Annotated in this window: 20 protein-coding genes, 3 tRNA genes and 1 pseudogene; 12 read left to right on the top strand and 12 right to left on the bottom strand. The window is 71.3% G+C overall.

Going from position 1 to position 23,133, the window contains the following annotated elements:
- Positions 1-114: 114 nt before the first annotated feature.
- A complete protein-coding gene (locus ABZ406_RS01370; protein ID WP_357755062.1) occupies positions 115-1,101 on the top strand; it encodes an expansin EXLX1 family cellulose-binding protein in 987 nt (328 codons plus the stop codon).
- 4 nt (positions 1,102-1,105) lie between these two features.
- Here ABZ406_RS01370 and ABZ406_RS01365 read toward each other — a convergent pair whose 3' ends face one another.
- The 4 genes from ABZ406_RS01365 to bcp all read right to left on the bottom strand — a co-directional run bounded on the left by ABZ406_RS01365 (position 1,106) and on the right by bcp (position 2,911).
- Positions 1,106-1,633 carry a GNAT family N-acetyltransferase gene (locus ABZ406_RS01365; RefSeq protein WP_357755059.1) on the bottom strand — a complete coding sequence of 176 codons (528 nt, stop codon included), beginning with the start codon at positions 1,631-1,633 and terminating at the stop codon, positions 1,106-1,108.
- Between the two features lie 110 nt (positions 1,634-1,743).
- A tRNA-Leu gene (locus ABZ406_RS01360) sits at positions 1,744-1,817 on the bottom strand.
- The gene (locus tag ABZ406_RS01355; protein WP_357755057.1) at positions 1,808-2,404 is read right to left on the bottom strand and encodes an HNH endonuclease; all 597 of its coding nucleotides are present in this window, start codon (positions 2,402-2,404) and stop codon (positions 1,808-1,810) included. Before ABZ406_RS01355 ends, ABZ406_RS01360 begins: the two co-directional genes overlap by 10 nt.
- A gap of 30 nt (positions 2,405-2,434) precedes the next feature.
- Positions 2,435-2,911: a thioredoxin-dependent thiol peroxidase gene (bcp, locus tag ABZ406_RS01350; protein ID WP_357755055.1), complete on the bottom strand. Its 477-nt coding sequence runs from the start codon at positions 2,909-2,911 to the stop codon at positions 2,435-2,437.
- Positions 2,912-3,075: 164 nt separating this feature from the next.
- On the opposite strand from bcp, the gene ABZ406_RS01345 reads away from it, so the two are divergent.
- The 4 genes from ABZ406_RS01345 to ABZ406_RS01330 are packed head-to-tail and all read left to right on the top strand — an operon-like array spanning position 3,076 to position 5,751.
- Positions 3,076-3,792, top strand: coding sequence for an energy-coupling factor ABC transporter permease (locus ABZ406_RS01345; protein WP_357755052.1), 717 nt, complete (start codon positions 3,076-3,078; stop codon positions 3,790-3,792).
- Complete coding sequence (locus ABZ406_RS01340; RefSeq protein WP_357755050.1) at positions 3,789-4,217, top strand: PDGLE domain-containing protein; 429 nt, start codon at positions 3,789-3,791, stop codon at positions 4,215-4,217. Before ABZ406_RS01345 ends, ABZ406_RS01340 begins: the two co-directional genes overlap by 4 nt.
- A 14-nt stretch (positions 4,218-4,231) precedes the next feature.
- Positions 4,232-5,002, top strand: a complete 771-nt coding sequence (gene cbiQ, locus ABZ406_RS01335) for a cobalt ECF transporter T component CbiQ (RefSeq protein ID WP_357755048.1) — start codon at positions 4,232-4,234, stop codon at positions 5,000-5,002.
- Entirely contained in the window at positions 4,999-5,751 is a 753-nt protein-coding gene (locus ABZ406_RS01330; RefSeq protein ID WP_357755046.1) for an ABC transporter ATP-binding protein, read from the top strand. Before cbiQ ends, ABZ406_RS01330 begins: the two co-directional genes overlap by 4 nt.
- Before the next feature lie 178 nt (positions 5,752-5,929).
- Here the strand turns inward: ABZ406_RS01330 and ABZ406_RS01325 are convergent, their stop codons facing one another.
- The 4 genes from ABZ406_RS01325 to ABZ406_RS01310 are packed head-to-tail and all read right to left on the bottom strand — an operon-like array spanning position 5,930 to position 8,856.
- Entirely contained in the window at positions 5,930-7,003 is a 1,074-nt protein-coding gene (locus ABZ406_RS01325) for a hypothetical protein (RefSeq protein WP_357755043.1), read from the bottom strand.
- Entirely contained in the window at positions 7,000-7,716 is a 717-nt protein-coding gene (locus ABZ406_RS01320; protein WP_357755040.1) for a thioredoxin domain-containing protein, read from the bottom strand. Before ABZ406_RS01320 ends, ABZ406_RS01325 begins: the two co-directional genes overlap by 4 nt.
- Entirely contained in the window at positions 7,709-8,233 is a 525-nt protein-coding gene (locus ABZ406_RS01315) for a MauE/DoxX family redox-associated membrane protein (RefSeq protein ID WP_357755038.1), read from the bottom strand. Before ABZ406_RS01315 ends, ABZ406_RS01320 begins: the two co-directional genes overlap by 8 nt.
- Positions 8,234-8,265: 32 nt before the next feature.
- The gene (locus ABZ406_RS01310) at positions 8,266-8,856 is read right to left on the bottom strand and encodes a sigma-70 family RNA polymerase sigma factor (RefSeq protein WP_357755036.1); all 591 of its coding nucleotides are present in this window, start codon (positions 8,854-8,856) and stop codon (positions 8,266-8,268) included.
- 172 nt (positions 8,857-9,028) lie between these two features.
- Here ABZ406_RS01310 and ABZ406_RS01305 point away from each other — a divergent pair, with 172 nt between their 5' ends.
- The 3 genes and pseudogenes from ABZ406_RS01305 to ABZ406_RS01295 form a co-directional block, all read left to right on the top strand.
- Positions 9,029-10,696 carry a copper resistance protein CopC gene (locus ABZ406_RS01305; protein WP_357755034.1) on the top strand — a complete coding sequence of 556 codons (1,668 nt, stop codon included), beginning with the start codon at positions 9,029-9,031 and terminating at the stop codon, positions 10,694-10,696.
- Positions 10,697-10,713: 17 nt separating this feature from the next.
- Complete coding sequence (locus ABZ406_RS01300; protein ID WP_357755032.1) at positions 10,714-11,451, top strand: YcnI family protein; 738 nt, start codon at positions 10,714-10,716, stop codon at positions 11,449-11,451.
- 687 nt (positions 11,452-12,138) lie between these two features.
- A pseudogene (locus ABZ406_RS01295) lies at positions 12,139-12,417 on the top strand (hypothetical protein); the annotation flags it as partial.
- A 339-nt stretch (positions 12,418-12,756) separates the two neighbouring features.
- On the opposite strand, the gene ABZ406_RS01290 reads toward ABZ406_RS01295, so the two are convergent.
- Positions 12,757-14,040 (bottom strand): glycosyltransferase family 87 protein, encoded by a 1,284-nt coding sequence (locus ABZ406_RS01290; protein ID WP_357755030.1) that lies wholly within the window; start codon positions 14,038-14,040, stop codon positions 12,757-12,759.
- A 72-nt stretch (positions 14,041-14,112) separates the two neighbouring features.
- Between ABZ406_RS01290 and orn the strand changes: the two genes are divergently transcribed.
- Both orn and ABZ406_RS01280 read left to right on the top strand, forming a co-directional pair.
- Complete coding sequence (gene orn / locus ABZ406_RS01285; protein WP_357352045.1) at positions 14,113-14,703, top strand: oligoribonuclease; 591 nt, start codon at positions 14,113-14,115, stop codon at positions 14,701-14,703.
- A gap of 103 nt (positions 14,704-14,806) precedes the next feature.
- Positions 14,807-14,882 (top strand) — tRNA-His (locus ABZ406_RS01280).
- 139 nt (positions 14,883-15,021) lie between these two features.
- On the opposite strand, the gene ABZ406_RS01275 is transcribed toward ABZ406_RS01280, so the two are convergent.
- Positions 15,022-16,314: an Ig-like domain-containing protein gene (locus tag ABZ406_RS01275; RefSeq protein WP_357755027.1), complete on the bottom strand. Its 1,293-nt coding sequence runs from the start codon at positions 16,312-16,314 to the stop codon at positions 15,022-15,024.
- Between the two features lie 249 nt (positions 16,315-16,563).
- The gene (locus ABZ406_RS01270; RefSeq protein ID WP_357755025.1) at positions 16,564-17,826 is read right to left on the bottom strand and encodes an Ig-like domain-containing protein; all 1,263 of its coding nucleotides are present in this window, start codon (positions 17,824-17,826) and stop codon (positions 16,564-16,566) included.
- A 188-nt stretch (positions 17,827-18,014) separates the two neighbouring features.
- Between ABZ406_RS01270 and ABZ406_RS01265 the strand changes: the two genes are divergently transcribed.
- Positions 18,015-18,087, top strand: a tRNA-Lys gene (locus tag ABZ406_RS01265).
- A 72-nt stretch (positions 18,088-18,159) separates the two neighbouring features.
- On the opposite strand, the gene ABZ406_RS01260 is transcribed toward ABZ406_RS01265, so the two are convergent.
- Entirely contained in the window at positions 18,160-19,824 is a 1,665-nt protein-coding gene (locus ABZ406_RS01260; RefSeq protein WP_357755460.1) for a Na+/H+ antiporter, read from the bottom strand.
- 198 nt (positions 19,825-20,022) lie between these two features.
- Between ABZ406_RS01260 and ABZ406_RS01255 the strand changes: the two genes are divergently transcribed.
- Positions 20,023-23,097, top strand: coding sequence for a VWD domain-containing protein (locus ABZ406_RS01255; protein WP_357755022.1), 3,075 nt, complete (start codon positions 20,023-20,025; stop codon positions 23,095-23,097).
- Positions 23,098-23,133 lie beyond the last annotated feature (36 nt).

The following is a 23,133-nucleotide window of genomic DNA, read 5'->3' as shown; positions in this document are numbered from 1 at the left end:
ACCACCGACCACCGACCGGCAATCGGCATGCCACGGTCACCGTCCGTCGATGCTGTCTTAGCTTTGGCTTAGCCCGCTTGTCGGCACGCGCCCGGGTCCGGCAGCATCGCCGTCGTGACGGATGGAAGCGCTGTCGACATCAACATCGACCTGGACCATCCTCCGGAGACCCGGACGCCGCCTCCATCCGGCGTGAAGACCTGGCTGGTCGCCACCGGCGTCACAGTCCTCGCGGCGACACTCGGGCTCACCCTCGCCCTCCGCTCCGGCTCCGCCCCGGCCTGCGCCGCCGCTCGGACGCTCGCCGCCCCGCCCACCGGCAACGCCACACACAGCGGCAAGGCCACCTTCTACGACTCCAAGGGTGCCGGCGGCAACTGCTCGAACCCGGCCGCCCCGGCCAACCGGCTCTACGTCGCGCTCGGTCCGACGGAATACTCCGCCGGCGCTGCCTGCGGCGGATTCCTCGACGTCGTCGGCCCGAAGGGCAGCGTCCGGGTGCTCATCATGGATCAATGTCCGGAGTGCGCGCCCGGCCACCTCGACCTGTCCCGCGAGGCGTTCGCCCGGATCGCCGACCCGGTCCAGGGCCTCGTCCCGGTCACCTACCGCGCGGTGGTCAACCCGCCGCTGCCCGGACCGCTCACCTTCCGGATCAAGGAGGGCGCGTCGCAGTGGTGGTTCGCCGTCCGCATCGGCAACCACGGCAACCCACTGCGGTCGGTCGAGGTCCGGCAGGGCGACAGTCGTCCCTGGCAGTCGGCCGCCCGGCAGGACTACAACTACTGGCTGATCGCCTCGGGTGCCGGACCAGGCCCGTTCACCCTCCGAGTCACCGACGTCTACGGCAACCGGGCCACCGTCAGCGGCATCCGGATGGCCCCGGGCCAGGTGCAGAACAGCACGGTCCGGATGTACGCACCGGGCGCCGGGGCGGGCACGCGGCGTCCCTCCGCGTCGACCCGGCCACCGAGCAAACGACCCGTTGTCACGCCGACGCCGACCCCCCGCCAGGTCGAGGTGGCCCGGACCAGCCCGCCGGCCGCCGACCCGTCGACCACCAGCTCCGCCCAGGCGAACGCCCGGTGGTGCGCGGGCTGACCGCTCAGACGGCAGCCGTCAGGTCGAGCCACATCAGAATCTCGTCCCGGTCGTCATCGGCTGCCACCCGCAACGCGCGCGGCAGCCGGCCGATCTCCCGATACCCGAGGCGACTGTAGAACCTGTCCAACCCCAGCCCGTCGCGCACCGTGACGTGCAGCGCCTCGTGGCCGAACACCCTGCCCAGCCGGGCGGCCTCCGCCACCAGCGCGGAGCCGACGCCGGTGCCCTGGGCGTCCGGGCGGACCATCACCCGCTTCAGCACGCACCAGTGGGCCTTGAGTGGGAACCGGTTGTCGCTGAAAATCAGCATGGCCGCCAGTCGGCCCCCGCAGTAGGCGACAAGCAGTCGGTCCGGCCCGTCGGCGATGCCGGCGAAGGTCGGATCGGCAATCACCCGCACGTCGGCGACCGTGACCGGTGGCACGAAGCCCACCGCGCCGCCCGCGTTGCTGACGTCCACCCAGAGGTCGACGATCTCGGCACGAAGCTGCGGGGTCAGGTCGGGGTCGAGAACGAAGCGCAGAGTCACGCTCGCCATCCTGACCCGACAACCAGGCCCGCGACCCGCGACCCGCGACACGCCCGACAACGGATCCCGACTCCGTTCGAGCCAGGATCCGTTGCCAGGTGAGGAAGCTGTAGGGCCGACGGGATTCGAACCCGCACTGGTGCGGACCTAAACCGCATGCCTCCTGCCGTTGGGCTACGGCCCCTTGAAGCTGTACTCGACGAGCGTCCACGGGCACTCGTCCCGACGAGGCAGTCGCCTGCCTATCGGAAAGCCGGTCGGAGTAACCGCATCAGGATCGTAGACCACCTCGGGCTCGACGAGAGCGGGTCGTCGCTGACCAGCGTATGTGGAGGTCTGGCTGTGGCAGTTAGGGCAGAGCAGACGGAGGTTGCGTGGCCGGTTGTCGAGAAAGTCGCCGTTGATGTGATCCACGTGCAGTGTCAGCCTGGCGCCTTGCCACATCGACCCGGTGCCGCACACCTCGCAGGCCTCGGCCAGGCCGATTGTCGCGAGGGCGCGTCTGAGGCGGATGCCCGGAATTCGACGAGAGCCGGCCGGTAGTACTACCAACAGTTCGGTAGGAGACATCCGCCGCCACCGCACGCCTCGATTGTGCGCCTGACCGGTGAAGTGCGAGGTGTCGACGCCGAACCGTTTGAGTTGCCGGCTGATGTGCGCGTGCGAGCCACCGCTGACGCGTACACCGAGCAGCCGCATCACCTCGGTGATGTTGCGGGCGGCGGCGGCAGCGGCGGCCAACGCTTCGGGCGTGTACTTGTATCTGACCACTGACGGACCGTAGCGAACGGGTCTGACAGGTCAGTCCAGGCCGAGGTCGCGGCGGAGCTTGGCGACGTGCCCGGTGGCCTTGACGTTGTAGAGCGCCCGCTCGACCTTGCCGTCGGCGTCGATCACGAATGTCGAGCGGATCACGCCGGTCACGGTCTTGCCGTAGAGCTGCTTCTCGCCGTACGCGCCGTAGGCGATCAGCACCGCCTTGTCCGGGTCCGACACCAGCGGGAAGGTGATGGCGTCGCGATCGCGGAACTTTGCCAGCTTCTCCGGCTTGTCCGGGGAGATGCCGACGACCTCGTAGCCGGCGGCCTGGAGTGAGGCGAGCGAGTCGCGGAAGTCGCAGGCCTGCTTGGTGCAGCCGGGGGTCATCGCGGCCGGGTAGGCGTACAGGACGACCTTGCGACCGCGCAGGTCGGCGAGGGAGAGCTGGTCGCCGGTGTCGGTGGCGAGGGTGAACTCGGGCGCGGGGTCACCGGGGAAGAGACGGTCGGGCGAGGTCATGGCCCCGACCCTACCGCCGAGCCGGACGAGTGCCGCGGGCCGGCGGAACCCGACCTGGAGTGATCAAGGCCATCCGTTGTTGCCAGAGTCTGGCAACAACGAGGCATGGGAAATAGGCTGACCCACGCCGGCCCGCTCGGGCCCGCTGACGCGTGGGAGGTCGCGTGGAGACACTGGCGATGCACATCTCGAACGGGATCATCGACGGTCCCGTCGCAGCGATCTTCGCTGCGCTCGCTCTTGCCGCGCTCACCGCCTGCGTCCTGCGCGGGCGGCGCGACCTGGACGACCGGCTCGCCCCGATGGCCGGCCTGGTGGCGGCGTTCATCTTCGCCGTCCAGATGCTCAACTTCCCGATCTTCACGGCCGGTGTCAGTGGCCACCTGCTCGGTGGTGCGCTCGCCGCCATGCTCGTCGGCCCGTGGGTCGGCGCGCTCTGCGTGGCAGTGGTGCTCGTCGTACAGGCACTGATCTTCGGTGACGGCGGCGTGGCGATGCTCGGCCTCAACATCACGAACATGGCGTTGCTCGGCACCGCCGCGGCGTACGCGCTCATCGCCCTGCTGTTGCGGGTGCTGCCCCGCACGCGCGCCGGTCTGGCCGTCACCGCGTTCGTCGCGGCCATGCTCAGCGTGGTGGTGGCGTCGCAGGGCTTCGTCCTGGAGTACTGGCTGGGTGGCACCACCGACCTGGGCAACAACCTGGGTGGCCTGGCCGGCACGATGGCCGGTGTCCACCTGCTGATCGGCATCGGCGAGGGCCTGATCACCGCGACCACGGTGCTCACCGTCGCGAAGGTGCGCCCCGACCTGGTGTACGCGCTGCGTTCCCTGCGCACGCCCGCCGCCCCCGCCGTCCCGGTCGCCGGAGGTGTCCGATGAAGAACCGATCCTGGGCCTTCCTGGCCGGCGGCCTGCTGGTCGCCCTGCTGCTCGCCGGTGTGGTGAGCAACTACGCCTCGTCCCACCCGGACGGGCTGGACTCGTCCCTGCTCAAGGGCTGCACCGTCGACGCCGACGACAACATCGTCGGAGGGAGCTGCCCGGCGCAGCAGGCCCAGGACCACGAGTTGGCCGACAGCCCGCTCGCCGACTACGGCGTACGGGGCGTGCGGAACAGCTTCCTCTCCACCGGCCTCTCCGGGGTGCTCGGTGTCCTCGTCACCTTCGCGATCGGGGCCGGTGGGTTCTGGCTGCTGCGCCGTCGGGGCGGCACGCCAACCGAGGACGCCACGGCGACGCCCGCCGAGGCTGCCACGCCCGCCGAGGATGACGCGGCGACATCGCGCGCCGCCACGACAAGCTGAACAGGGGTACGCGGATGGGGGCCGGTCACGGGCACGTGCTGTACCGCGAGTCGAACTCGCCGGTGCACCGGCTCCCACCCGAGGTCAAGATCGTGGCGATGGTGGTCTTCACCATCGCCGTGGTGGCCACCCCACGCGAGGCGTTCTGGGCGTTCGGCGCGTACGCCGTGCTGGTGGCCGCGGTGGCGGCGCTGGCCCGGGTGGGGCCACGGTGGTTGCTCAGCCGGGCGTTGATCGAGCTGCCGTTCGTGCTGTTCGCCGTCGCCCTGCCGTTCCTCGGCAGCGGCGACCGGGTCGAGGTGCTGGGTCTGCGACTGTCCGAGGACGGGCTGCACGGCGCGTGGAACATCCTGGCCAAGGGCACGCTGGGGGTGCTGGCCTCGCTGCTGTTGGCCGCTACCACCACCACCCGGGACCTGATCGTCGGGTTGGACCGGCTGCACTGCCCGCAGGTGCTCACCCAGATCGCCACGTTCATGCTGCGCTACCTCGACGTGCTCGTCGGCGAGGCGCGGCGCATGCGGGTGGCCCGGATCTCCCGGGGCGACGACCCGCGCTTCCTGTGGCAGCTGCGCGGCTTCGCCGCCGGGATCGGGGCGTTGTTCCTGCGCGCCTTCGAACGCGGCGAGCGGGTCTACCTGGCGATGCTGTCCCGGGGTTACACCGGACGGATGCCCGCCGTGTGGCAGGGCGAGGGTGCGGCGAGCGCCGGTCAGTGGCTGGTCGCGGCGACCGTGCCGGTGTTGGCGGCCTCCATCGCCGCCACCGCCGTCGTGCTGTCATGATCGGTGACGTGCAGACCGCTGTCTCGCTGGACGTTCGGGGTGTTCGGTACGCGTACCCGGACGGGCACGTCGCCCTGCGGGGGGTCGACCTGAGCGTGCCGCGCGGCGACCGGGTGGCGCTGCTCGGGCCCAACGGTGCCGGCAAGACCACGCTCGTGCTGCACCTCAACGGCATCCTCACCCCTACCGAGGGCAGCGTGAGCGTCGGCGGGCTGACTGTCACCCCGGACCGGCCCACCCTGGCCGAGGTGCGCCGCCGGGTGGGCATCGTCTTTCAGGACCCGGACGACCAGCTGTTCCTGCCCAGCGTGGCGGAGGATGTGGCGTTCGGGCCGGCGAACCTGGGTCTGCGCGGGGCCGAGCTGGCCACCCGGGTGGACGAGGCGCTCGCCGCCGTGGGGATGAGTGAACACCGGGACCGGGCCCCGCAACACCTGTCGTTCGGGCAGCGCCGCCGGGTGGCGGTGGCCACAGTGCTCGCCATGCACCCGGAGATCCTGGTGCTCGACGAACCGTCGTCGAACCTGGACCCGGCGGCCCGTCGTGAACTCGCCGAGATCCTGCGCGGCCTGCCGGTGACCCTGCTGATGGTCACGCACGACCTGCCGTACGCGGCGGAGCTGTGCGACCGTTCGGTGATCCTGGACGACGGCCGGATCGTCGCCGACGCCCCCACCCGAACCCTGCTCGCCAACACCCCCCTCCTGGCAAGCCACCGCCTGGAACTCCCCTACGGCTTCACCCCGTAACCCCAGCCCAGCCCAGCCCCCGCCCCGCCCCCACCCCGCCCGCCCCGCGCGATCTTGCACATTCTGTCCCCGCCTTTGCCGCGAATGCCGCATATCGTCAACACAAAGTGCAAGATCGACGGGGTCGAGGCCAGTGTCGAGGCCGAGGGCCGGGGTCGGGTCAGGGTCGAGGGCCGGGTTAGGGGGTTGGGGCGGGGGTTGGTTTGGCGGCTTGGGCGGCGGCGTGTAGGCGCAGGATGCCGGCGGCTGTCGCACCGGCACCGGTGACCAGGAAGAGCGCCACCATCACCCGGGCGGCGGTGGGTGACCAGGGCACCGGGGCGATGGCTCGGGCGAACACGGCGGCGTTCGCCGCTCCGGCGAAGAGGGCCAGGCAGGCCCCGGCGAGGGCGACGACGAAGTCCGCGCCCGGGCGGCGTTTCAGCGCGTACCACCCGGCGGCGATTGCGCCGAGGCCGGTGAGCAGGGACCAGATCTGCCCGGACAGCAGCCCGATCAGCACCCCGCCGACGCCCTGGGCGCCGGCGTCCAACTCTCGGCCCACCGGGTACCCGACGGCCAGCGTGCCGCCGCCGATCAGCAACACCCCGAGCGTGGAGTGCGCGCGGGCGGTGGCCGCGAGCAGGCCGAGGGCACCCACCGCGAGTATCCCCACGATGGTCACCGCCCACCAGGTGTACGCGTCCGGCGGCGGCACCCAGTCGAGCGTGCCGCCGATCATCACCGGGTCGGTGCCGTCGCGCAGGGGGATGGTCCAGTCCCGGACCCGGTGTTCGCGGTCGGGCGCGGCGCGTACGGCGGCCGGTGGTGCCGACTCCTGCCACAGGGCGCGTTGGTCGTGCCACCGCGCGGTGCTGCCGTCGGCGATCCGCCGCCAGGTTGGTGCGGCGGCCGGGTCGGCCTCGGCCGGGAGCGCGGTGTCTCCGGTGACTGTGCGGTTCAGGTAGGTGGCGGGGGAGTGGGTGTTCTCGTAGACCCCGTCGGGGCCGACGCGCAGGTACGGCTCGCCGGAGTAGCCGATGACCTCGATGGCGTGGCCGGTGGTGTTTGTCAGTTCCAGTCGGGCGCCCGCCTCGATGACGCGTACCTCGAGCCCTGGCCGTGCCGGTGCGACCCCTGTGGTGCGGGTGCGGTAGTCGGTGCCGTCCGGTGCGTCGGCGCCGTGGGCGGCGGCGGGCGCCGCGCTGGTCACTGTCGCCAGGCCGGCTGCGGCGACGACCAGGCCGGTGCGGCCCAGCAGGGTACGGATCACTTGCCGGCCGCCGCCACGGCTGCGGTGAGGGCGTCCGGGGTGGGGTTCTCCAGCGGCTGACCGTTGATCTTGACGGTCGGCGTGCCGGCGACGTTGCTGCGGCTGGCGTCGTCGGTGACGTGTTCGGTCCACGTCCGGTACGTCTTGTCCTTCACGCAGCTGCCGAAGGAGCCCCGGTCGAGGCCGACGCCGGTGCCGATGTCGATGAGCTTGTCGTCGGTGAGCCCGGCGCTGCCCTCCGGCGGTTGCTGGGCGAAGAGCGCCTTGGCGTACTCGTGGTATTTGCCGCCCGCCGCGGCGCAGCCGGAGGCGGCCGAGGCGCGGCTGGAGTACTCGGTGGTGGAAAAACGGTTGAGGTACGCGACCGGGTGGTAGACCACGGTCGCCTTCTTCTCGGCGACCAACTGTTCGAGCGTGGCCCCGGTGCTCTGCTCGAACTGCTTGCAGACCGGGCAGAGGAAGTCCTCGTAGACGTCGACGGTGACGGGCCCGCCGCCGGTGACGATGCCGGTGCCGGCCGCGTTGGCGCCGGGCGGGGTGGTGAAGCTGTCGGAGCGTTGGCTGGACCAGACGGCCCACCCGACGACACCGGCGATGACCAGGACGACGACAGCGGCGGCGGAGACCCAGATCGTGCGGCGGCGGCGCCGCTCGCGGGCCAACTGCTCGCGGACCACCCGGGCGGCGTCCCGCTGCCCCTTGCGACTACTCATCCTCGTCCTCCACAACGGGTTCGCCGGACAACCACCCGTCCACCGATACCGGCGTACGCGGCCAGATCAGCAGAAATCCGGCCAGAACCAAGAATCCCAGGTCCCGGAGGATCTCCGGGAGGTAACTGGGTGCCTGCCCCGCCGCCAGTTGCCCGCCGCTGCCGAAGCACCCGCAGTCGATGGCCAGCCCACGCGCCCAGGCCGAGGCGATCCCCGTGATGAAGACCACCAGCAGCGCGGCGGAGACCCCGGCGACGAGCCGGGTGGCCAGCCCGAGCAGCAGCAGCACGCCCAACGCCAACTCGACGAAGGGGAGGGCCGCGCCGATCACTGTCGCCGCGTCGTACGGCAGCACCTGGTACGCGTTGACGGCCCGCCCGGACGCGGCGAGGTCACTGACCTTCGACGCCCCGGCGACCAGCCAGACGGCGGCGAGGCCGAGTCGGGCCGCGATGCCGAGCCACTGTCGGACCACCGGCCAACGGCCGCCCCGGGTGGAGGGTGCTGTCACGCTCATTTGTCGTCCCGTCCGCGCCGGAAGTTCCAGGTTCAGCCGGCCAGGGCGTCGCCGACCGCCTCGACCAGGTCGTCACGAGCCCGGGCGACCCGGGACCGGATGGTGCCCACCGGCACCCCCTCGACGGCGGCGGCCTCGGCGTACGACAGGCCGAGCAGTTGGGTGAGCACGAACGCGGAGCGCCGCTCGGGGCCGAGGCGGCGGACCAGGTCGGCGGCGCCGAACTGACCGGCCGGGTCCGGATGCGGTCGGTCGGTGTACGCGTTCGCCACCAGGCGTTCGTCGAGTCGCCGACGCCGGATGACGGTGCGGAGGTGGTCGGCGCAGGCCCGCCGCGCGATGCCGAGCAGCCAGGTGCGGACGCTGGAGCGCCCTTCGAACGCGGGCAGGGCTCGAAACGCCCGCAGGTAGGTCTCCTGGGTCAGGTCGTCGGCGCTGTCCGGGTCGACCAGGGCGGCGGCGAATCGCCAGACCTCGGCCTGGGTGAGCCGGACGAACGCCGCCTGGGCGGTGGGGTCACCGGCGCGGGCGGCCAGCGCCGACTCGGTTGCCGGGTCCCGGGCGACCTCGTCGACCGGCCCCGCCGGATCGGCGGCACCGGAGTCACGCGGGACAGGGATCACGACTAAGCAGGTTACGCGGCCGACGGCGGGGCGTCAGGGTCGTTCGGCTCCTGGATGGTCTGCGCCACGTCGGGAACTTTTCCCCGACCCGGGCCGACTACCAATTCATGACGTGCGACCACAGAAGCGACCACCCCCCTCGGGTCGCCGAAGGGGACACCCATCGGCGACCATGGCCGGCATGACTGTCGCCCCCCGCCGCTGGGCTGCCCGGCTGGCCGCAGCCGCCGGCCTCCTGGTCACCGTCGTCGCCTTGTTGATCGCGCCAGCCACCTCCGCCAGTGCCCACGCGGTGCTGGAGAGCAGCAGTCCGGCCGCCTCGTCCATCGTGCCGAGCGGGCCGTCCGAGGTGGTCCTGACGTTCAGCGAGTCGGTCCGCAAGGTTCCCGGCAAGATCCGGATCATCGCCCCGGACGGCTCCCGGGCCGACCGGGGCGAACCGTCGTTCAGCAGCACTGTCGTGACCATCCCGGTGGACCCGGGCGGTGCCCGGGGCACCTACCTGGTCAGCTTCCGGGTGATCTCCGCCGACAGCCACCCGGTCTCCGGGGCGTTCACCTACTCGGTCGGCGCACCCTCGACCCCGCCTGTCGACTCCGGCACCGACAGCCGCGCCAACCCGGTGGTGGAGACGGCGGTGAAGGTGGCCCGCTTCCTCGGCTACGCCGGCCTGGTGCTGCTGGTGGGGCCGGCACTCGTGCTCGCCGCGCTCTGGCCGCGGCGACTCTCCCGGCGGGGGCCGACCCGGCTGGCCTGGACGGGTCTCGGGCTGGTGGCCTTCGCCACCCTCGCCGACCTGTGGTTGCAGGTGCCCTACACGGCCGGTGGTGGTCTCTTCGACGTCACCGGCGAGGGGTTCGGCTCCGTCTTCGGCAGCGCCTTCGGTGCCGCCCACCTGGTCCGGCTCGGCCTGCTGGCGGCGTCCGTCTTCCTGCTCCGCCCGCTGCTGGCCCGGCCCGCCGGCCGCGCGGACGCGATCATCCTGGCCGTCCTCGGCGGCGCCGCCCTGCTGACCTGGCCGCTGGCCGGGCACCCGGCGGCCTCCCCGGCACCGGCGGTCTCCGTGGTGGTCGACGCGGTCCACCTGGGCAGCATGGCGGTCTGGCTGGGCGGTCTGCTCATGCTCGCCGTCTTCCTGCTGCGCCAGGCCGACGAGCGGGAGTTGGGCGCGATCCTGCCGATCTGGTCGCGCTGGGCGGCGCTCGCCGTGTCGGCGCTGCTGCTGGCCGGCACCGTCCAGGCACTCATCGAGGTCGCCACCCTCCGGGCGCTATTCGACACCACGTACGGGCGTCTGTTGCTCGCCAAGATCGCGCTGTTCACGATCGTCATCGGCGTGGCCGCGTACTCCCGGCAGTTGGTGCGCAGCCGGGTCGCGGCGCAACGTCCGGTGCCGGTGCGCCGGGCGGTCCTGGTGGAGTTGGCGGTCACCGTGGTGGTGCTTGCCGTGTCCGCCACGCTCGTGCAGACCACACCCGCCCGCACCGCGGCGGCCGGGCCGTCCGCCGGGGCCGAGTCCGGCCTCTTCAGCACCAGGCTCTCCAGCCCGCTGCTGTCCGTCGAGGTCGAGGTGAGCCCGGCCCAGCGGGGCAACAACTCGGTGCACCTGTACGCGTACGGCACTGACAACCAACCGCTGCTCGTCGCGGAGTGGAAGGCGACGGTGGCGCTGCCCTCGGCCGGGATCGAGCCGATCGACGTGCCGTTGCTGCGGTTGACGGACAGTCACGCCTACGGCGACATCAGCCTGCCGGCCGCCGGCGAGTGGCAACTGAAGATCACCGCCCGAACGACAGACATCGACCAGGCCACGGTGACCGCCACCGTGCCCATCCGTTAGAGAGGTCCGCGAAACCCATGAGCCGATTCCGGCGTACCGCAACCGCCGCTGCCGCCCTGGCGTTCACCGCCGCCGCCACCGCTGTGCTCGGCTTCGCCGGACCGGCGTCCGCGCACGTCACGGTGAACCCGAAGGAGGCGACCCAGGGCGGCTACGCCCGGGTGGCGTTCCGGGTGCCCAACGAGAGCGACAGCGCGTCGACGGTCAAGCTCGAGGTGGTGCTCCCGGAGAACGCCCCGGTCGGTTCGGTGTCGACGATGCCCGTGCCCGGCTGGACGGTCGCCACGGAGAAGCGCAAGGTGGACCCGCCGATCGAGGTGCACGGCAGTCAGCTCACCGAGGCCGTCTCCAAGATCACCTGGACGGCGTCCGCCGACGCGGGGGTGAAGCCGAGCCAGTTCCAGGAGTTCCCGGTCTCGCTGGGGCCGCTGCCGCAGGTCGACTCGATGGTCTTCAAGGTCCTGCAGACCTACTCCGACGGCAACGTCTCGCGGTGGATCGACGAGCCGGCACCGGGTGCCGAGGAGCCGGAGCACCCGGCGCCGGTGCTCACCCTGGCCGCCGCGGCGGCACCCGCCGGTTCGGCCACGCCGACCGCTGCCGTCGCCTCGCCCGGCGACGACGACGATGACGACGACGGCAACGGGCTCGCTGTCGGCCTCGGGGTGGCCGGTCTGGTCGCCGGTCTGGCCGGCCTGGCGCTGGGTGGGCTGGCGTTCGCGCGTACCCGCCGGGAGCCGGCCGCCAAGTCCTGACCTCCGTCCCACCCGCTGGCCCGCCGGATGATCCGGCGGGCCAGCGTGCTTTCCCCGGCCGGTGCCGACCGTGCCGTGGATATCCCCTGATCAGACGGTGTACGTCGGTAAGGTCGGCCGGGTATCTGGCTACGGAGGGGGACGGTGCGGATGCGGTTCGTGCGGGTGATCGCCGGAGTGCTGCTGTTGGTGGTGGGAATTCCGGCGCTGTTCGCCGGTGGCGGGCTGTGGCTGGTGACCCGGCACGCCGACCCCGACGGGGCCTTCGCCGCCCGCTTCGAGACGGTCCGTACACCCGGTCACGCGGTGGTGGTCACCGATCTGGACCGGTTGCTGCGACAGGAGGCGCCCTTCGCGCGAGCCGCGCAGACCCGGCTGCGGGTGGACGCCCGCACCACGGGCGGGCCGGCCTTCGTCGGGCTGGCGCCCACCGCTGAGGTGCGTGGCTGGCTGGAGGCGGTGCCGCACGCCACTGTCCGCCGGGTGGCGCTGGCCCGCGGCCCGCTGCCGGTCCGGCTCGATCCGGCCGGGCCGGCCGTCGACACCCCGGGCGTCGCGACGGCCGACGGGCCGGTCACCCCGCTGGGTCGGCCCTTCTGGGTACGCGAGGGAATCGGCTCGCTGGAGTGGAGCGCGGACGACCTGGCCGGCGAACCGATGAGCCTGGTGGTGATGCGCCTCGACGGCGGTGCCGACCTGTCCCTGGACCTGCGCGTCGAGCTGCGGGCCGAGTGGGCCGGCCCGGTCACCTGGGGTCTGCTGGCCGCCGGCGTGCTGCTGATGGTGGGCGCGGCGCTGCTCCTGCTGCGACAGGTGCGCCCGCGCGAGGTGATCTTCGTGGTCGAACCGGACCAGGTGCCGGTGCTCGCCGGCCGGCTCGGGGTCACCTCGCTGAGTGGCCTGGGCCCTCGGCAACCCGACCGGTCCCCGGCGTTGCCGGTACGACAACTCGCTCCGGTCGGCTCCGGAGCGGCGGAACGTTCCCGCTCGGCGATCGCCGCCACGCGTGCCGCGACCCTCGCCGACCTGGACGAGGCGGTCCGGCTGCCCCGCCCGCCGGAGGTCACGCTGAGTCTCGCCTGGCCGCCGGCCGACGCTGACGAACCCACCGCTCGACCGGTGGCGGTCCCACCGGTCGACGGTCAGGCGGGTGGAGATCCCGCCAGGTGACCGGTTCCGCTGGCTGACGGCTCGGCCTCGGTGGCGGTGGACCGGCGAGTGGCCCTCCGCGCTGCCGACGCGGAGGGCCACTCTCACCGGGGGAGCGGTGCTACCCGAGCGACGCTTGAGGTAGATGAGGACAGATTAGCGGCGATCATGGCTACTCGGGACTTCTGTCCATTTGATGCGATTTTCCGCACGGACTTCCGGGCGCACCGGCAACGCCACCAGCAGCAGCAGACTGAGCAGCACGTAGGTGTTCTGCAGGACGAAGTCCACCGGGTTGTGGGTGCGGACCGGTCCCGCGCCCCAGGCCTGGAACGTCACCACCCCGTAGATGGTCACGGCGGTGATGCCCAGCGCGAGCCCGGCCAGCCACCGCCGTCGACGCACCTCGTCCGGGCGGTCGGCGCTCAACGCCGCGTCGGCGAGCAGCACCACAGCGGGCACGAACCAGTAGATGTGGTGGGTCCAGGTGATCGGGCTCGCCAGCGCCCCGACCAACCCGGTCAACGTCAGCCCGGTCAACTGGTCACCGGCCCGCGCCGCGCGGGCGGCCCGCCACAGCCCGTACCCGGCGACCACGGCGACCACGAGCAGCCAGAGCAGACGGTCCGGCTTCGCCGGCTCGGTGAAGCGGCTGAGAAGACCGAACAGCGACTGGTTGCCGACGATGTCGGTGCGTCCGACCCGCTCGGTGGTCCACAGTTCGTGAGTCCAGAAGCGCCACGAGTCGCGCGGGGCGATCGCCGCCGCGAGCACTGTCGCCGCCGCCGCGGTGGCGCTCGCCACCGCCGCGGCCCACCACCGCCGCGTGACCAGGAGGTAGACGATGAAGATGCCGGGGAAGAGCTTGAGTGCCGTCGCCAGCCCCACGCCCACCCCGGCCCACCGTCGCGCCTGCGGCACCGCGAACAGCAGGTCGGCCAGGATCAGCACGATCAGCAGCATGTTGATCTGGCCGAAGGTGATCGTCTCGCGGATGCTCTCCACCGCCAGCACCAGCAGGACGGCGGCGATCATGGTGAACGTCCGGGGCAGGTCGTGTCGGGCGATCACCGGCGCCACCAGCCACCTGGTGGTCAGCACCACGGCCAGCACGGTGAGCGCCGTGAAGATCGCCACGGTGGCGCCGAGCCGCAGCAGACCGAACGGCCACAGCAGCAGCGCGCTGAAGGGTGGGTAGGTGAAGTACAACTCGCCCTGCACCCGGTCGGGTTGGACGTAGTCGTAGAGCGGGTGGCCGACGCGCCACCAGTCCATCGCGGACATGTAGATCTTGAGATCGAAGAAGTTGTGCACGAGGCCGGGGAGGTAGAGCGCAGGCAGCACAGCGCCGAGGGCCACCACAGCGACCAGGCGGCGGACCGTACGGCCGCCGGGATCGTCGTCGGTGACGGCGGGCGGTGCGACGGGTTCTGCTGGCACCCCGAAACCCTAGCGGGCCGGTCGGCCGAGAGCGCGCAGCCGCAGGGCGTGGGCTGCGCGTAGGCTGTCCCGGTGGCTGATCTCCTCGTCTGGATCGACTGTGAGATGACTGGGTTGGACCTCGGCAGGGACAAACTGATCGAGGTTGCGGCACTGGTCACCGATCCTGACCTCAACGTGCTGGGTGACGGTGTCGACGTGGTCATCCACGCCGACGAGGCGGCGCTGGAGGGGATGCCGGAGGTCGTACAGACGATGCACGCCAAGTCCGGCCTCACCGAGGAGGTCCGTCGTTCGGCGGTCACCCTCGCCGAGGCCGAGGACCTGGTCCTGGAGTACGTGCGTACCTTCGTCAAGGACCCGCGGACGGCGCCGCTGTGCGGCAACTCCATCGCCACCGACCGGGGTTTCATCGCCCGGGACATGCCCCGCCTCGACGCGCACCTGCACTACCGGATGATCGACGTGTCGTCGATCAAGGAACTCTGCCGCCGGTGGTACCCGCGGGTGTACTTCGGTCAGCCGCAGAAGGGTCTCGCGCACCGGGCCCTGGCCGACATCCGGGAGAGCATCCGGGAGTTGGAGTACTACCGGCGCACTGTCTTCGTTCCGCTGCCCGGCCCGGATGTCGAGACCGCGAAGGCCATCGCCGCCGAACTCTGACCCTGCCGCGCTGACCGGCAACCCGCTGGACGTGCCCGGCCGTGGTGTGGCTATTATTGGTCCGCACCCCGCCCGGAGCGATCGACCGGGCGACGGCGGCATGGTGGCTGTAGCTCAGTTGGCAGAGCACCGGGTTGTGGTCCCGGTTGTCGGGGGTTCAATTCCCCTCAGTCACCCCACACAAAGGCCCCCTCTTCGGAGGGGGCCTTCGTCGTTGTCGGCGCTACCTGCTGGCCGGTGATCGACTCTGGTTTCCGGAAATCGGGGCATCCGATCGAGCGGGATGCCCCGATTTCCGGAAACGCGAGTGGATCCAGCTCAGGCGGTCGGCGTGGGGGACGGAGTGACCGCCGCGTCCGGGGTCGGGGTGGCGGCGTCCGGGTCGGCCGGAGGCTCGTACGGAAGGGCGCTGCCCTTGACGTACTCGTCCCAGCTCATGTTCCAGTCGGTCCAGCCGTTGCCGTTCTGCAGCTTGCGCTCGGTGCCCTTGACAGTGATCGGGTCGCCGATCTGGGTGTTCTTGAAGAGCCAGTCGCCGTTGGCCATCGACACGTTCACGCAACCGTGCGAGACGTTCGTGGTGCCCTGCTGCCCCTCGGACCAGGGTGCCGCGTGGATGAACTCCCCGCCCCAGGTGAGGCGCTGCGCGAAGTCAATCTTGGTGCGGTAGCCCTCCTCCGGGCCCAACTCCTCGAACGTGTCGAAGACCGTCTTCCGCAGCTTCTCGATCACGACCATGGTGCCGCTCGACGACGGGGTGCTCTTCTTGCCCAGGCTGACCGGGATGGTCTTGACCACGGAGCCGTTGCGGGTGACAGTCATCCGCTTGGTCTTGTTGTCGACGGTCATGACCACCGCAGCGCCGATCTTGACGTCCACCGAGAGGTCGGAGCGGCCGTACCAGCCGTCGCCCATCGGCAGGCCACCCGCCTGCACCCGGTAGGAGACCTTGCTGCCGGTCTTCCAGAACACCTTCGGCCGGTACCGGACCTCGGTGGGGCTGACCCAGTGCCAGATCCCCTCCTGCGCCGGGGTCGAGGTGACTGTCATCCGGCGCTGCACGTCGTCGCGGTAGTCCTCCGGGATGTTCCGGCTGAACTTCACAATCAGCGGCATGCCCACCCCGACCACCTGGTTGTCACCGAGGAAGCTGCTCACCCGAACCTGATTGCCGGGCTTCGCCATGGTGGTGAAGGTGCTGGTCGCGGTGGCCGGAAGGCCGTCGTCGCCCTTGGCGGTCACGGTGGCCGTGTAGCTCGTGCCGTACGCCAGCGCGCCGGTCGGCAGCCACGACTTGCCGTCCTTGGCGAGGGTGCCCTCGACCGCCTTGCCGGCCGCGTCCTTCACCTCGACCGCGGACTCCACGGCGTCCTTCGTGGTGAAGGTGATGCCGGTGGACGCGGGCACGTCCTTGGCGTCGGCAGCCGGCTCACTGATCGTCGCCGCGGCCTTCGGTGTCGGACTGTCGCCGCCGCCGTGCCACGAGGACGGCTTTCCGCCGTCGCCGTTGGTGCAGGCCGAGGTGAAGGCCAGCGCCACGGCGAGAAGCCCCGCCGCGAACACACGGCGCCGCCCGCCTGGCCTGATCAGCTGGTCCTGGCTAGCTCGCATGAATTCCCTCACAGTCGTGGTCGCTGCCCCATCGTCTCCTACTGACGCGCGAGAGCCGGCCCCGGTTGCCGAGGGTGAAGCGAAACACGCAATCAATAGTGCCCGAATCCTGCTACTATCCGGCGTTTCGTGAGCCTGGTTCGTCTCCGTACCGGGAGTGCGGGGGTCGCCGCGCCGTCGATGAGCGGCGGGAGTGCAAGGGTACGCCGGCCCCGCCAACGGCGGGGCCGGCGCAACACTGCCGACGACTCAGACCGCCGGGCCGGCCCCACCACCGGGCACCGGCAACGCGCTGCCCTTGATGAAGTCCGACCAGCTCAGGCTCCACGCCGTCCAACCGTTGCCGGCGGTGACCCTGCGCTCGGTGCCCTTGATCGTGATCGGGTCACCGACCCGGGTCTTGTCGAACAACCACCTGGCGTTCGCCATCGACACGTTCACGCAGCCGTGCGAGACGTTCTGCCGCCCCTGCACGTGCTCCGACCAGGGTGCGGCGTGGATGTACTCGCCGCCCCAGGTGAGCCGCTGGGCGAACTGGATGTCGGTCACATAGCGGTTGGCCGGGTCCGGGTCGTCCCGGGTGTCGAAGACGGTGGCTTCCTTCTTCTCCATCACGACCATCGTGCCGCTCGACGACGGGGTGCTCTTCTTGCCCAGGCTCACCGGGATGGTGCGTACCGGCGCGCCGTTCTCGTACACCGTCATCTTCTTGTTGGCGTTGTCGACCTTCATCTCGAACGACCGGCCGATCTTGGCGGTGGCCTTGCGGTCGACGTCGCCGTACTTGCCGTTGCTGAGCGGCACCCCCGCCAGGGCGATCCGCACGGTGATCGTGGTGCCCGGCTTCCAGTACTCCGGGGCCCGGTAGTAGGCCTGCGTGCCGTTGCTGACCCAGTGCCACGCGCCCGGCTGCGGCGGGTCGGTGCGAACGAACATCCGCTTCTGCACCGCCGCCCGGTCCTTCTTCGGAATGCCCGGGTGGAACTCGGTGACCACCGGCATGGCCACCCCGTAACTCTTGTCGTCGAAGAGGTACAGGCCCGATCCGATCGTCGACTTCGGCTTGGCCATCGTGGTGAAGCTGCTGGTGCCCTGGCTGCTCGTGCCGTCCGACGCGCTCGCCGTCACCGTGGCCGTGTAGCGGGTGCCCCACTTCAAGGGGGTGGACGGCACCCAGGCCGAACCATCGGTCCGCAGCTTGCCCTCGACCGAACCGCCGCCGTCCGCCGTCAGCGTCACCGCGGACACCTTGCCGCCGCCCGGGAGCTTCGCGCTGATCTCCGTGCTCGCCGGCCTGTTCTTCGCGCCGTTCGCCGGGCTCAGCGTGAGCGCCGGCCCGCTCGGTGTGCTCGGCGTCGAAGGTGCGGCCGAACCGGGGGTGGCGCTCGCGTCCGAGGACGCCCCGCCAACGAATTCCGGCTTCTTCTCGTCGCCGCCGCATCCGGTCAGCGCCAGCGACGCCACCAGAGTCAGGGCGCCCACCACCGCCCCGGCTCGCGTGAACCGTGCCATGCCCACCTCTGTTCTCGCGTACCTGGCGGACATCGTGCCGCATCGACGCCGCAACCCATGCCCCGATCTTGGCGACGGTGGTCGTTTTGGGGCTTTTTGCCGGCAAAGCTCGACCGAAGGGGGGACCCGGGTAACCGAATTGGAGCCCGTGTTGGAGGGGTGCTAATGTTCTCTCCGTTGCCGAACGAGCGCCGCTAGCTCAACTGGCAGAGCAGCGGACTCTTAATCCGCGGGTTCGGGGTTCGAGTCCCTGGCGGCGCACAAACAAAGCTCTGACGGGTGTCTTTCACCTCGTCGGAGCTTTTTTGTGGTGCCGATCCACACGGCGGTAGGTCAGCCGGAATTCCGCCTCGGGAGCAGCAGCTCCTCGTGATCGAGTTCCCGCTCCAGAACGCGCAGTTCCTCGTCCGGAAGCCGCCCGGAGTCGCGCCAGCGTACGAGTTCCTCGCGCTGCGCGTCGATAACTGTGCGCCGGACGCGAAGGGCCGTCTCGTACTCCGGTGAGGTGGGCATCTCGGACGAGTCGCTCTGCTCCAGGAGGTCCAGCCGCCCGCGGTAGCGCGCCAGTCGGGCCAGTAGCTGGGTGCGGGTGGTGTTGACCGCCACCGCGCTGCCCGGTTCCACTGCGACGTCGTCGAGGCGGGCCAGGGCGGCTTCGACCGCCGCCGAGCGGGCTTCGTTGCGTACGCGGGCCTGGTCCGTCTCGTTGGCGCGCAGGCCCAGCATTCGCACGAGCGGCGCGAAGGTCACACCCTGCCCGACGAGTGTCACCAGGACGACCACGAAGGTGCAGAACAGCAGGAGGTCACGGTCGGGAAAGGGCGCACCGCTCCTGGTGGTCAACGGCAGGGTGAAGATCGCCGCCAGGCTGATCACGCCACGGGTTCCGGACCAGCTCAGCGCGACCACCTCACGGGAGGTGAGTCGGCGGGCGTTGCGGTCGGCGCGTTCGATCTGCCGGGCGGTTCCGACGGGTTCGTCGGGGTCCTCCTGCTCGGAGATGCCGCCCAGGCGGGTGTGCAGCGACCGGGGGAGGGACTGGGTCATCACCAGCCACGCGGGGCGCAGCAGGAGCACCACGCCTACCGATATCGCGACGGCGATGACGATCGTCGACGTGTCGTACTGACGGAGGCCCTTCACGACCTCGGGGAGCTGCTGGCCGATCAGCAGGAAGACGAAGCCTTCGAGGAGGAAGTCGACGAGCCGCCACACCGCGTTGGTCTGTAGTCGGGCGGCACCGGAGGTGAGCTGCGGTGTGTGGTGGCCGACGATCAGCCCGGCGATCACCACCGCGAGCACCCCGGAGACGTGCAGTTCCTCGCCCAACAGGTAGGCCACGAACGGTGTCGCGAGTGAGATGGCGTTCGACAACAGTGGGTCCGCGGTGAACGGTCGGGCCAGCCGTACCAGCCAGGCCACGGCCGCCCCCACGGCGACGCCGCCGACGGCCGCCAGCACGAACTGGGCAACCGCGGACGGGAACGAGAACGTACCGCCGACGGCGGCGGCCACCGCGACGCTGAGCATCGTCAGCGCTGTGGCGTCGTTGAGCAGCCCCTCGCCCTGAATGATCGTGACCAGTTTCGGGGGCAGGTTGACGCGGCGGCCCACCGCCAGGGCTGCCACCGGGTCGGGTGGCGCGATGGCGGCGCCGACGGCGATTCCGGCGGCGAGCGTCGCCCCGGCGACGAAGAGGTGGAACCCGATGCCGACAAGCACCCCGGTGAGGAGCACCAGCAGCACGGACAGGCTGACGACGATGCGGAGGTTCCGGCGGATGTCCAGCAGCGAGGAGTCCAGCGCGGCACTGTAGAGCAACGGCGGCAGCACGACCATGAGCACGAGGTCGGGGTCGAGGCTGATGTTGGGGCCGGGTAGCAGCGCGTACGCGATGCCGATGAGCGGCAGGAGCGCCGCGGCCGGCAGGCCGGTGCGGGCCGCCACCCACCGCACGACGACGATGACCGCGACGGCGGCGAGCACGAACAAGAGCATCGAATGGGTGCTCACCTGATTACTTCCCCTGGGTCGGCGCGAGGTTCCTCGGAGCCACCGCGGGCTCGCGGCCGAACCGGCAACGCGGCGCCGTCGGCGCAGCTTGCAGCAGTAACGAGGGTACCCGCCTGATCACCGGAAGACCGGTCTCCGACAGAGCGCGCGAAGATCGACCGTCGTGGCCCTACAGTCCGCTCCATGAGGTGGACGGTGCGACTCGCGGTCACTTTTCCCGTACTGCTGACCGCCCTGGCGGCCGGTGCGGTGAGCGCCGCCGCGGCGCCCACCGACGGCGACCTCGGCCTGGCCGTGCGGCCCGGCCAGGCCGACTACCGGGTCGGCGACCAGGTCCGCCTCGACCTCACTGTCACGAACACCACCGGCGCGGCGTGCGCGCTGCCGACGAGCGCCGTCGGCACTGTCCAGGTGACCGGGGTACGCCTCGACGGACGCGACCTCACGCCGACGCTCGCCCGCAGCTTCCACGACGACGGCATCGGTGCCGCCGCCACCGCCGGTCTCACCACTGTGGAGCCCGGCGCGGACACGACGGTGCGCCTGACCGGTGTACGTCTGCACGACGGCGACACGCCGGACGCGGTGGTGCTCCGTTCGGTGGCGGCCACCCCGGACGGAGGTGGCCTGGACACGCTGTGGCCGGTCGGCGCCCCCGGCCGGTACGAGGTGACAGCCGGTTACCTGCCACTGCCGGTGACCGGCGCGACAAGCCTCTGCGCGGGCGGGACCGCGCTGCGGACCACCACCTTCACCATCGACGACGGCGGCGCGTCCGGCCCGCGCTGGCTGTGGATCGCCGGCGCGGCGTTGCTGCTGACGCTGCTCATCGCCGTAGTGGTGGTGACCCTCCTGCGGAAACGTCACCGGCCGACCGCCGCCGCCGTGGCCCTGCTGCTGTGCGTCGGCGCACTTGTCGTCGGCGGGCCGCGCCCGGCCCGGGCCGACTACACGGTGGACCCGACAGGTGGCGTGCCGGTCAGCGGCGTCGACTTCCAGGGCGCTGTCGACGCCTGCCTGACCGGGTTCTCGGCCCCCGGCGGTGACCCGTCCGGCCTGCTCCCGCGCCTGCGGGACAAGAAGTCGCCCCGCGTGCGGATCATTCCGACCACCGGCGGCTCGGGCGCGTTCGAGACCCCGGACAGCCCCGCCGGGAAGGGCTCCTCCACTGTCACCTGGAATCCGACCTCCGTCGACCCGTACGGCGACGGCGTGGTCCGGGACCCCTGCGCCGCGCTCTACCACGAGCTGAACCACGCCGACGACATCTCGCAGAGCAAGGTTCCGCAGGGCGACTGTGGCAGCACCGGCATCCGTACCGCCGAGGTGAAGGCCACTCTCGCGGAGAACCGTTACCGGGTGGCGAAGGGCCTGCCACCACGCACCGAGTACGACGGGAAGCCGCTGCCGAAGAACCTCGACGAGTGCAAGAAGCCGCCGAAGAAGACTCCTCCGCAGAAGGGTCCGGTGAAGCTCTGCGAGGAGGGCGCCACCTGTGGCGGCAGCAACGGCGACCCGCACCTTGTCACGTTCGACCGGGTCGCCTACGACTTCCAGGCAGTGGGCGAGTTCACGCTCGTCACCGCCACCGCCGGCGACCCGCTGGAGGTGCAGGTCCGCCAGGCGCCGATGGCCGGCACCCGGACCGCCTCGGTCAACTCGGCTGTCGCGTTCCGGGTCGGCGCACACCGGGTGGCGCTCACGCTCACCGACGGTGGCACCCGGGTACACGTCGACGGCGTGTCACAGGCCGCGCCGCCGGAACGCACCGACCTGCCCGGCGGCGGCACCCTGACCCGCCGCCCCTCGGACACCGGACCCGCCGACGGGTACGACGTGACGTGGCCGGACGGCTCCGCGGCGGCGGTGGACCAGATCGGCCACTACGGCTACCGGGTGCTGGTCAAGCTCACCGACGGCCGGGCCGGCAAGGTCCGCGGCCTGCTCGGCGACTTCGACGGCGACCCGGCCGACGACATCGCACCCCCCTCCGGGCCCGCGCTCGGCCAGCCGGTGCCGTTCGCGCAGCTCTACCCGGCGTACGCGGACAGTTGGCGGATCACCCCGGACCGCTCGCTGCTGCACTACGACGACGGGCAGGACAGCGGCACGTTCACCGACCGGGCGTTCCCCGAACGGGAGGTGACGGTCGGCGACCTCGACCCGACCCGCCGTGCCACGGCCGAGCAGATCTGCCGCTGGGCCGGCGTCACCGCCCCCGCCCAGCTCGCCGAGTGCGTCTTCGACGTCGCCGTCAGCGGCCGCCCCGAGTTCGCGGTGGCCGGGGCCTCCACCGAGCGGGTCGCCCCGCCCGCCGCCGCGTCGATCACCGCCGTACCCGCGGCCACCGCCGGTCTGACCCCCGGCGGGGCGCCACTGACATTCCCCGGCCGGGCCGGGGACGCCATCTTCGTCGACGCCACCGCGCCCGGGATCGCCGACCGCTGCACGCCGTACGTGCTGACCGATCCGACCGGCCAGGTGGTCGGGGGTGGCTGCAACATCAACGGCATGGGGTACGTCGACCGCGTCGACCTCACCACCGCCGGCACGTACGCCGTGCGGGTCACCGCCGCCCCCGGCGACACCGGACGCGCCGCCATCCGGGTGTACGTGGCCCGGGACGTCGACGGCACGCTTGAGGCGAACGGCCCGGAGGTCACCGCGACACTTGACCACCCGGGGGCGCGGGCTCGGTACCGCTTCACCGGGCAGCAGGGTGAACGCGTCTTCGTCGAGGTGCCCACGAGCACACTCACCAACCAGTGCTCCCCGCTGGAACTGCGCGACGCCGAGGACCGGTTGCTGAGTAGCGGCTGCGTGATCAACGGCGTCGGCGAGATCGACGGCACGCTGCTGCCCGTCGACGGGACGTACACAGTCGTGGTCGATCCGACCGGACGCACCACCGGCGCGGCCACACTGCGGCTGGTCAGCAGCCGCGACCGGGCGGCGACGATCACCGTCGGCGGTCCGCCGGTCGTCGCCACAGTCGACCGACCCGGCGCGGTCACCACCTATCGATTCAGCGCCAGCGCCGGCACGTCGGTGAGTCTGACGGCGACCGCGTCCGACCTACCCGACCAGTGCGGTGTGCTGGAACTCCGCGCCCCCGACGGCAGTCCGATCACCAGCGGCTGCGTGATAAACGGTGCCGGCGACATCGAGCCGACGACGCTGCCGGTCTCCGGCACGTACACGGTGGTGGTGGACCCGTCCGGGGTGGCGACCGGGCAGGTCACGCTAACCCTGCGGTGAGGCGGACCCTGCCTGTTCGGGGTGGCGTCCGGGGCG

Source organism: Micromonospora sp. NPDC005710 (assembly GCF_040630995.1).
GTDB lineage: Bacteria > Actinomycetota > Actinomycetes > Mycobacteriales > Micromonosporaceae > Micromonospora.
This window is presented reverse-complemented; position numbering and strand designations above follow the sequence as displayed.

Bases quoted from the DNA above. Each gene is read 5' to 3' on its own strand.
- ABZ406_RS01330 (WP_357755046.1), top strand. From the start codon at position 4,999: ATGATCGGTGACGTGCAGACCGCTGTCTCGCTGGACGTTCGGGGTGTT.
- ABZ406_RS01260 (WP_357755460.1), bottom strand. From the start codon at position 19,824: ATGCTCTTGTTCGTGCTCGCCGCCGTCGCGGTCATCGTCGTCGTGCGG.
- ABZ406_RS01305 (WP_357755034.1), top strand. From the start codon at position 9,029: ATGGCCGGCATGACTGTCGCCCCCCGCCGCTGGGCTGCCCGGCTGGCC.
- ABZ406_RS01315 (WP_357755038.1), bottom strand. From the start codon at position 8,233: ATGAGCGTGACAGCACCCTCCACCCGGGGCGGCCGTTGGCCGGTGGTC.
- ABZ406_RS01275 (WP_357755027.1), bottom strand. From the start codon at position 16,314: ATGCGAGCTAGCCAGGACCAGCTGATCAGGCCAGGCGGGCGGCGCCGT.
- ABZ406_RS01255 (WP_357755022.1), top strand. From the start codon at position 20,023: ATGAGGTGGACGGTGCGACTCGCGGTCACTTTTCCCGTACTGCTGACC.
- ABZ406_RS01300 (WP_357755032.1), top strand. From the start codon at position 10,714: ATGAGCCGATTCCGGCGTACCGCAACCGCCGCTGCCGCCCTGGCGTTC.
- ABZ406_RS01320 (WP_357755040.1), bottom strand. From the start codon at position 7,716: ATGAGTAGTCGCAAGGGGCAGCGGGACGCCGCCCGGGTGGTCCGCGAG.
- ABZ406_RS01270 (WP_357755025.1), bottom strand. From the start codon at position 17,826: ATGGCACGGTTCACGCGAGCCGGGGCGGTGGTGGGCGCCCTGACTCTG.
- cbiQ (WP_357755048.1), top strand. From the start codon at position 4,232: ATGGGGGCCGGTCACGGGCACGTGCTGTACCGCGAGTCGAACTCGCCG.
- bcp (WP_357755055.1), bottom strand. From the start codon at position 2,911: ATGACCTCGCCCGACCGTCTCTTCCCCGGTGACCCCGCGCCCGAGTTC.
- ABZ406_RS01340 (WP_357755050.1), top strand. From the start codon at position 3,789: ATGAAGAACCGATCCTGGGCCTTCCTGGCCGGCGGCCTGCTGGTCGCC.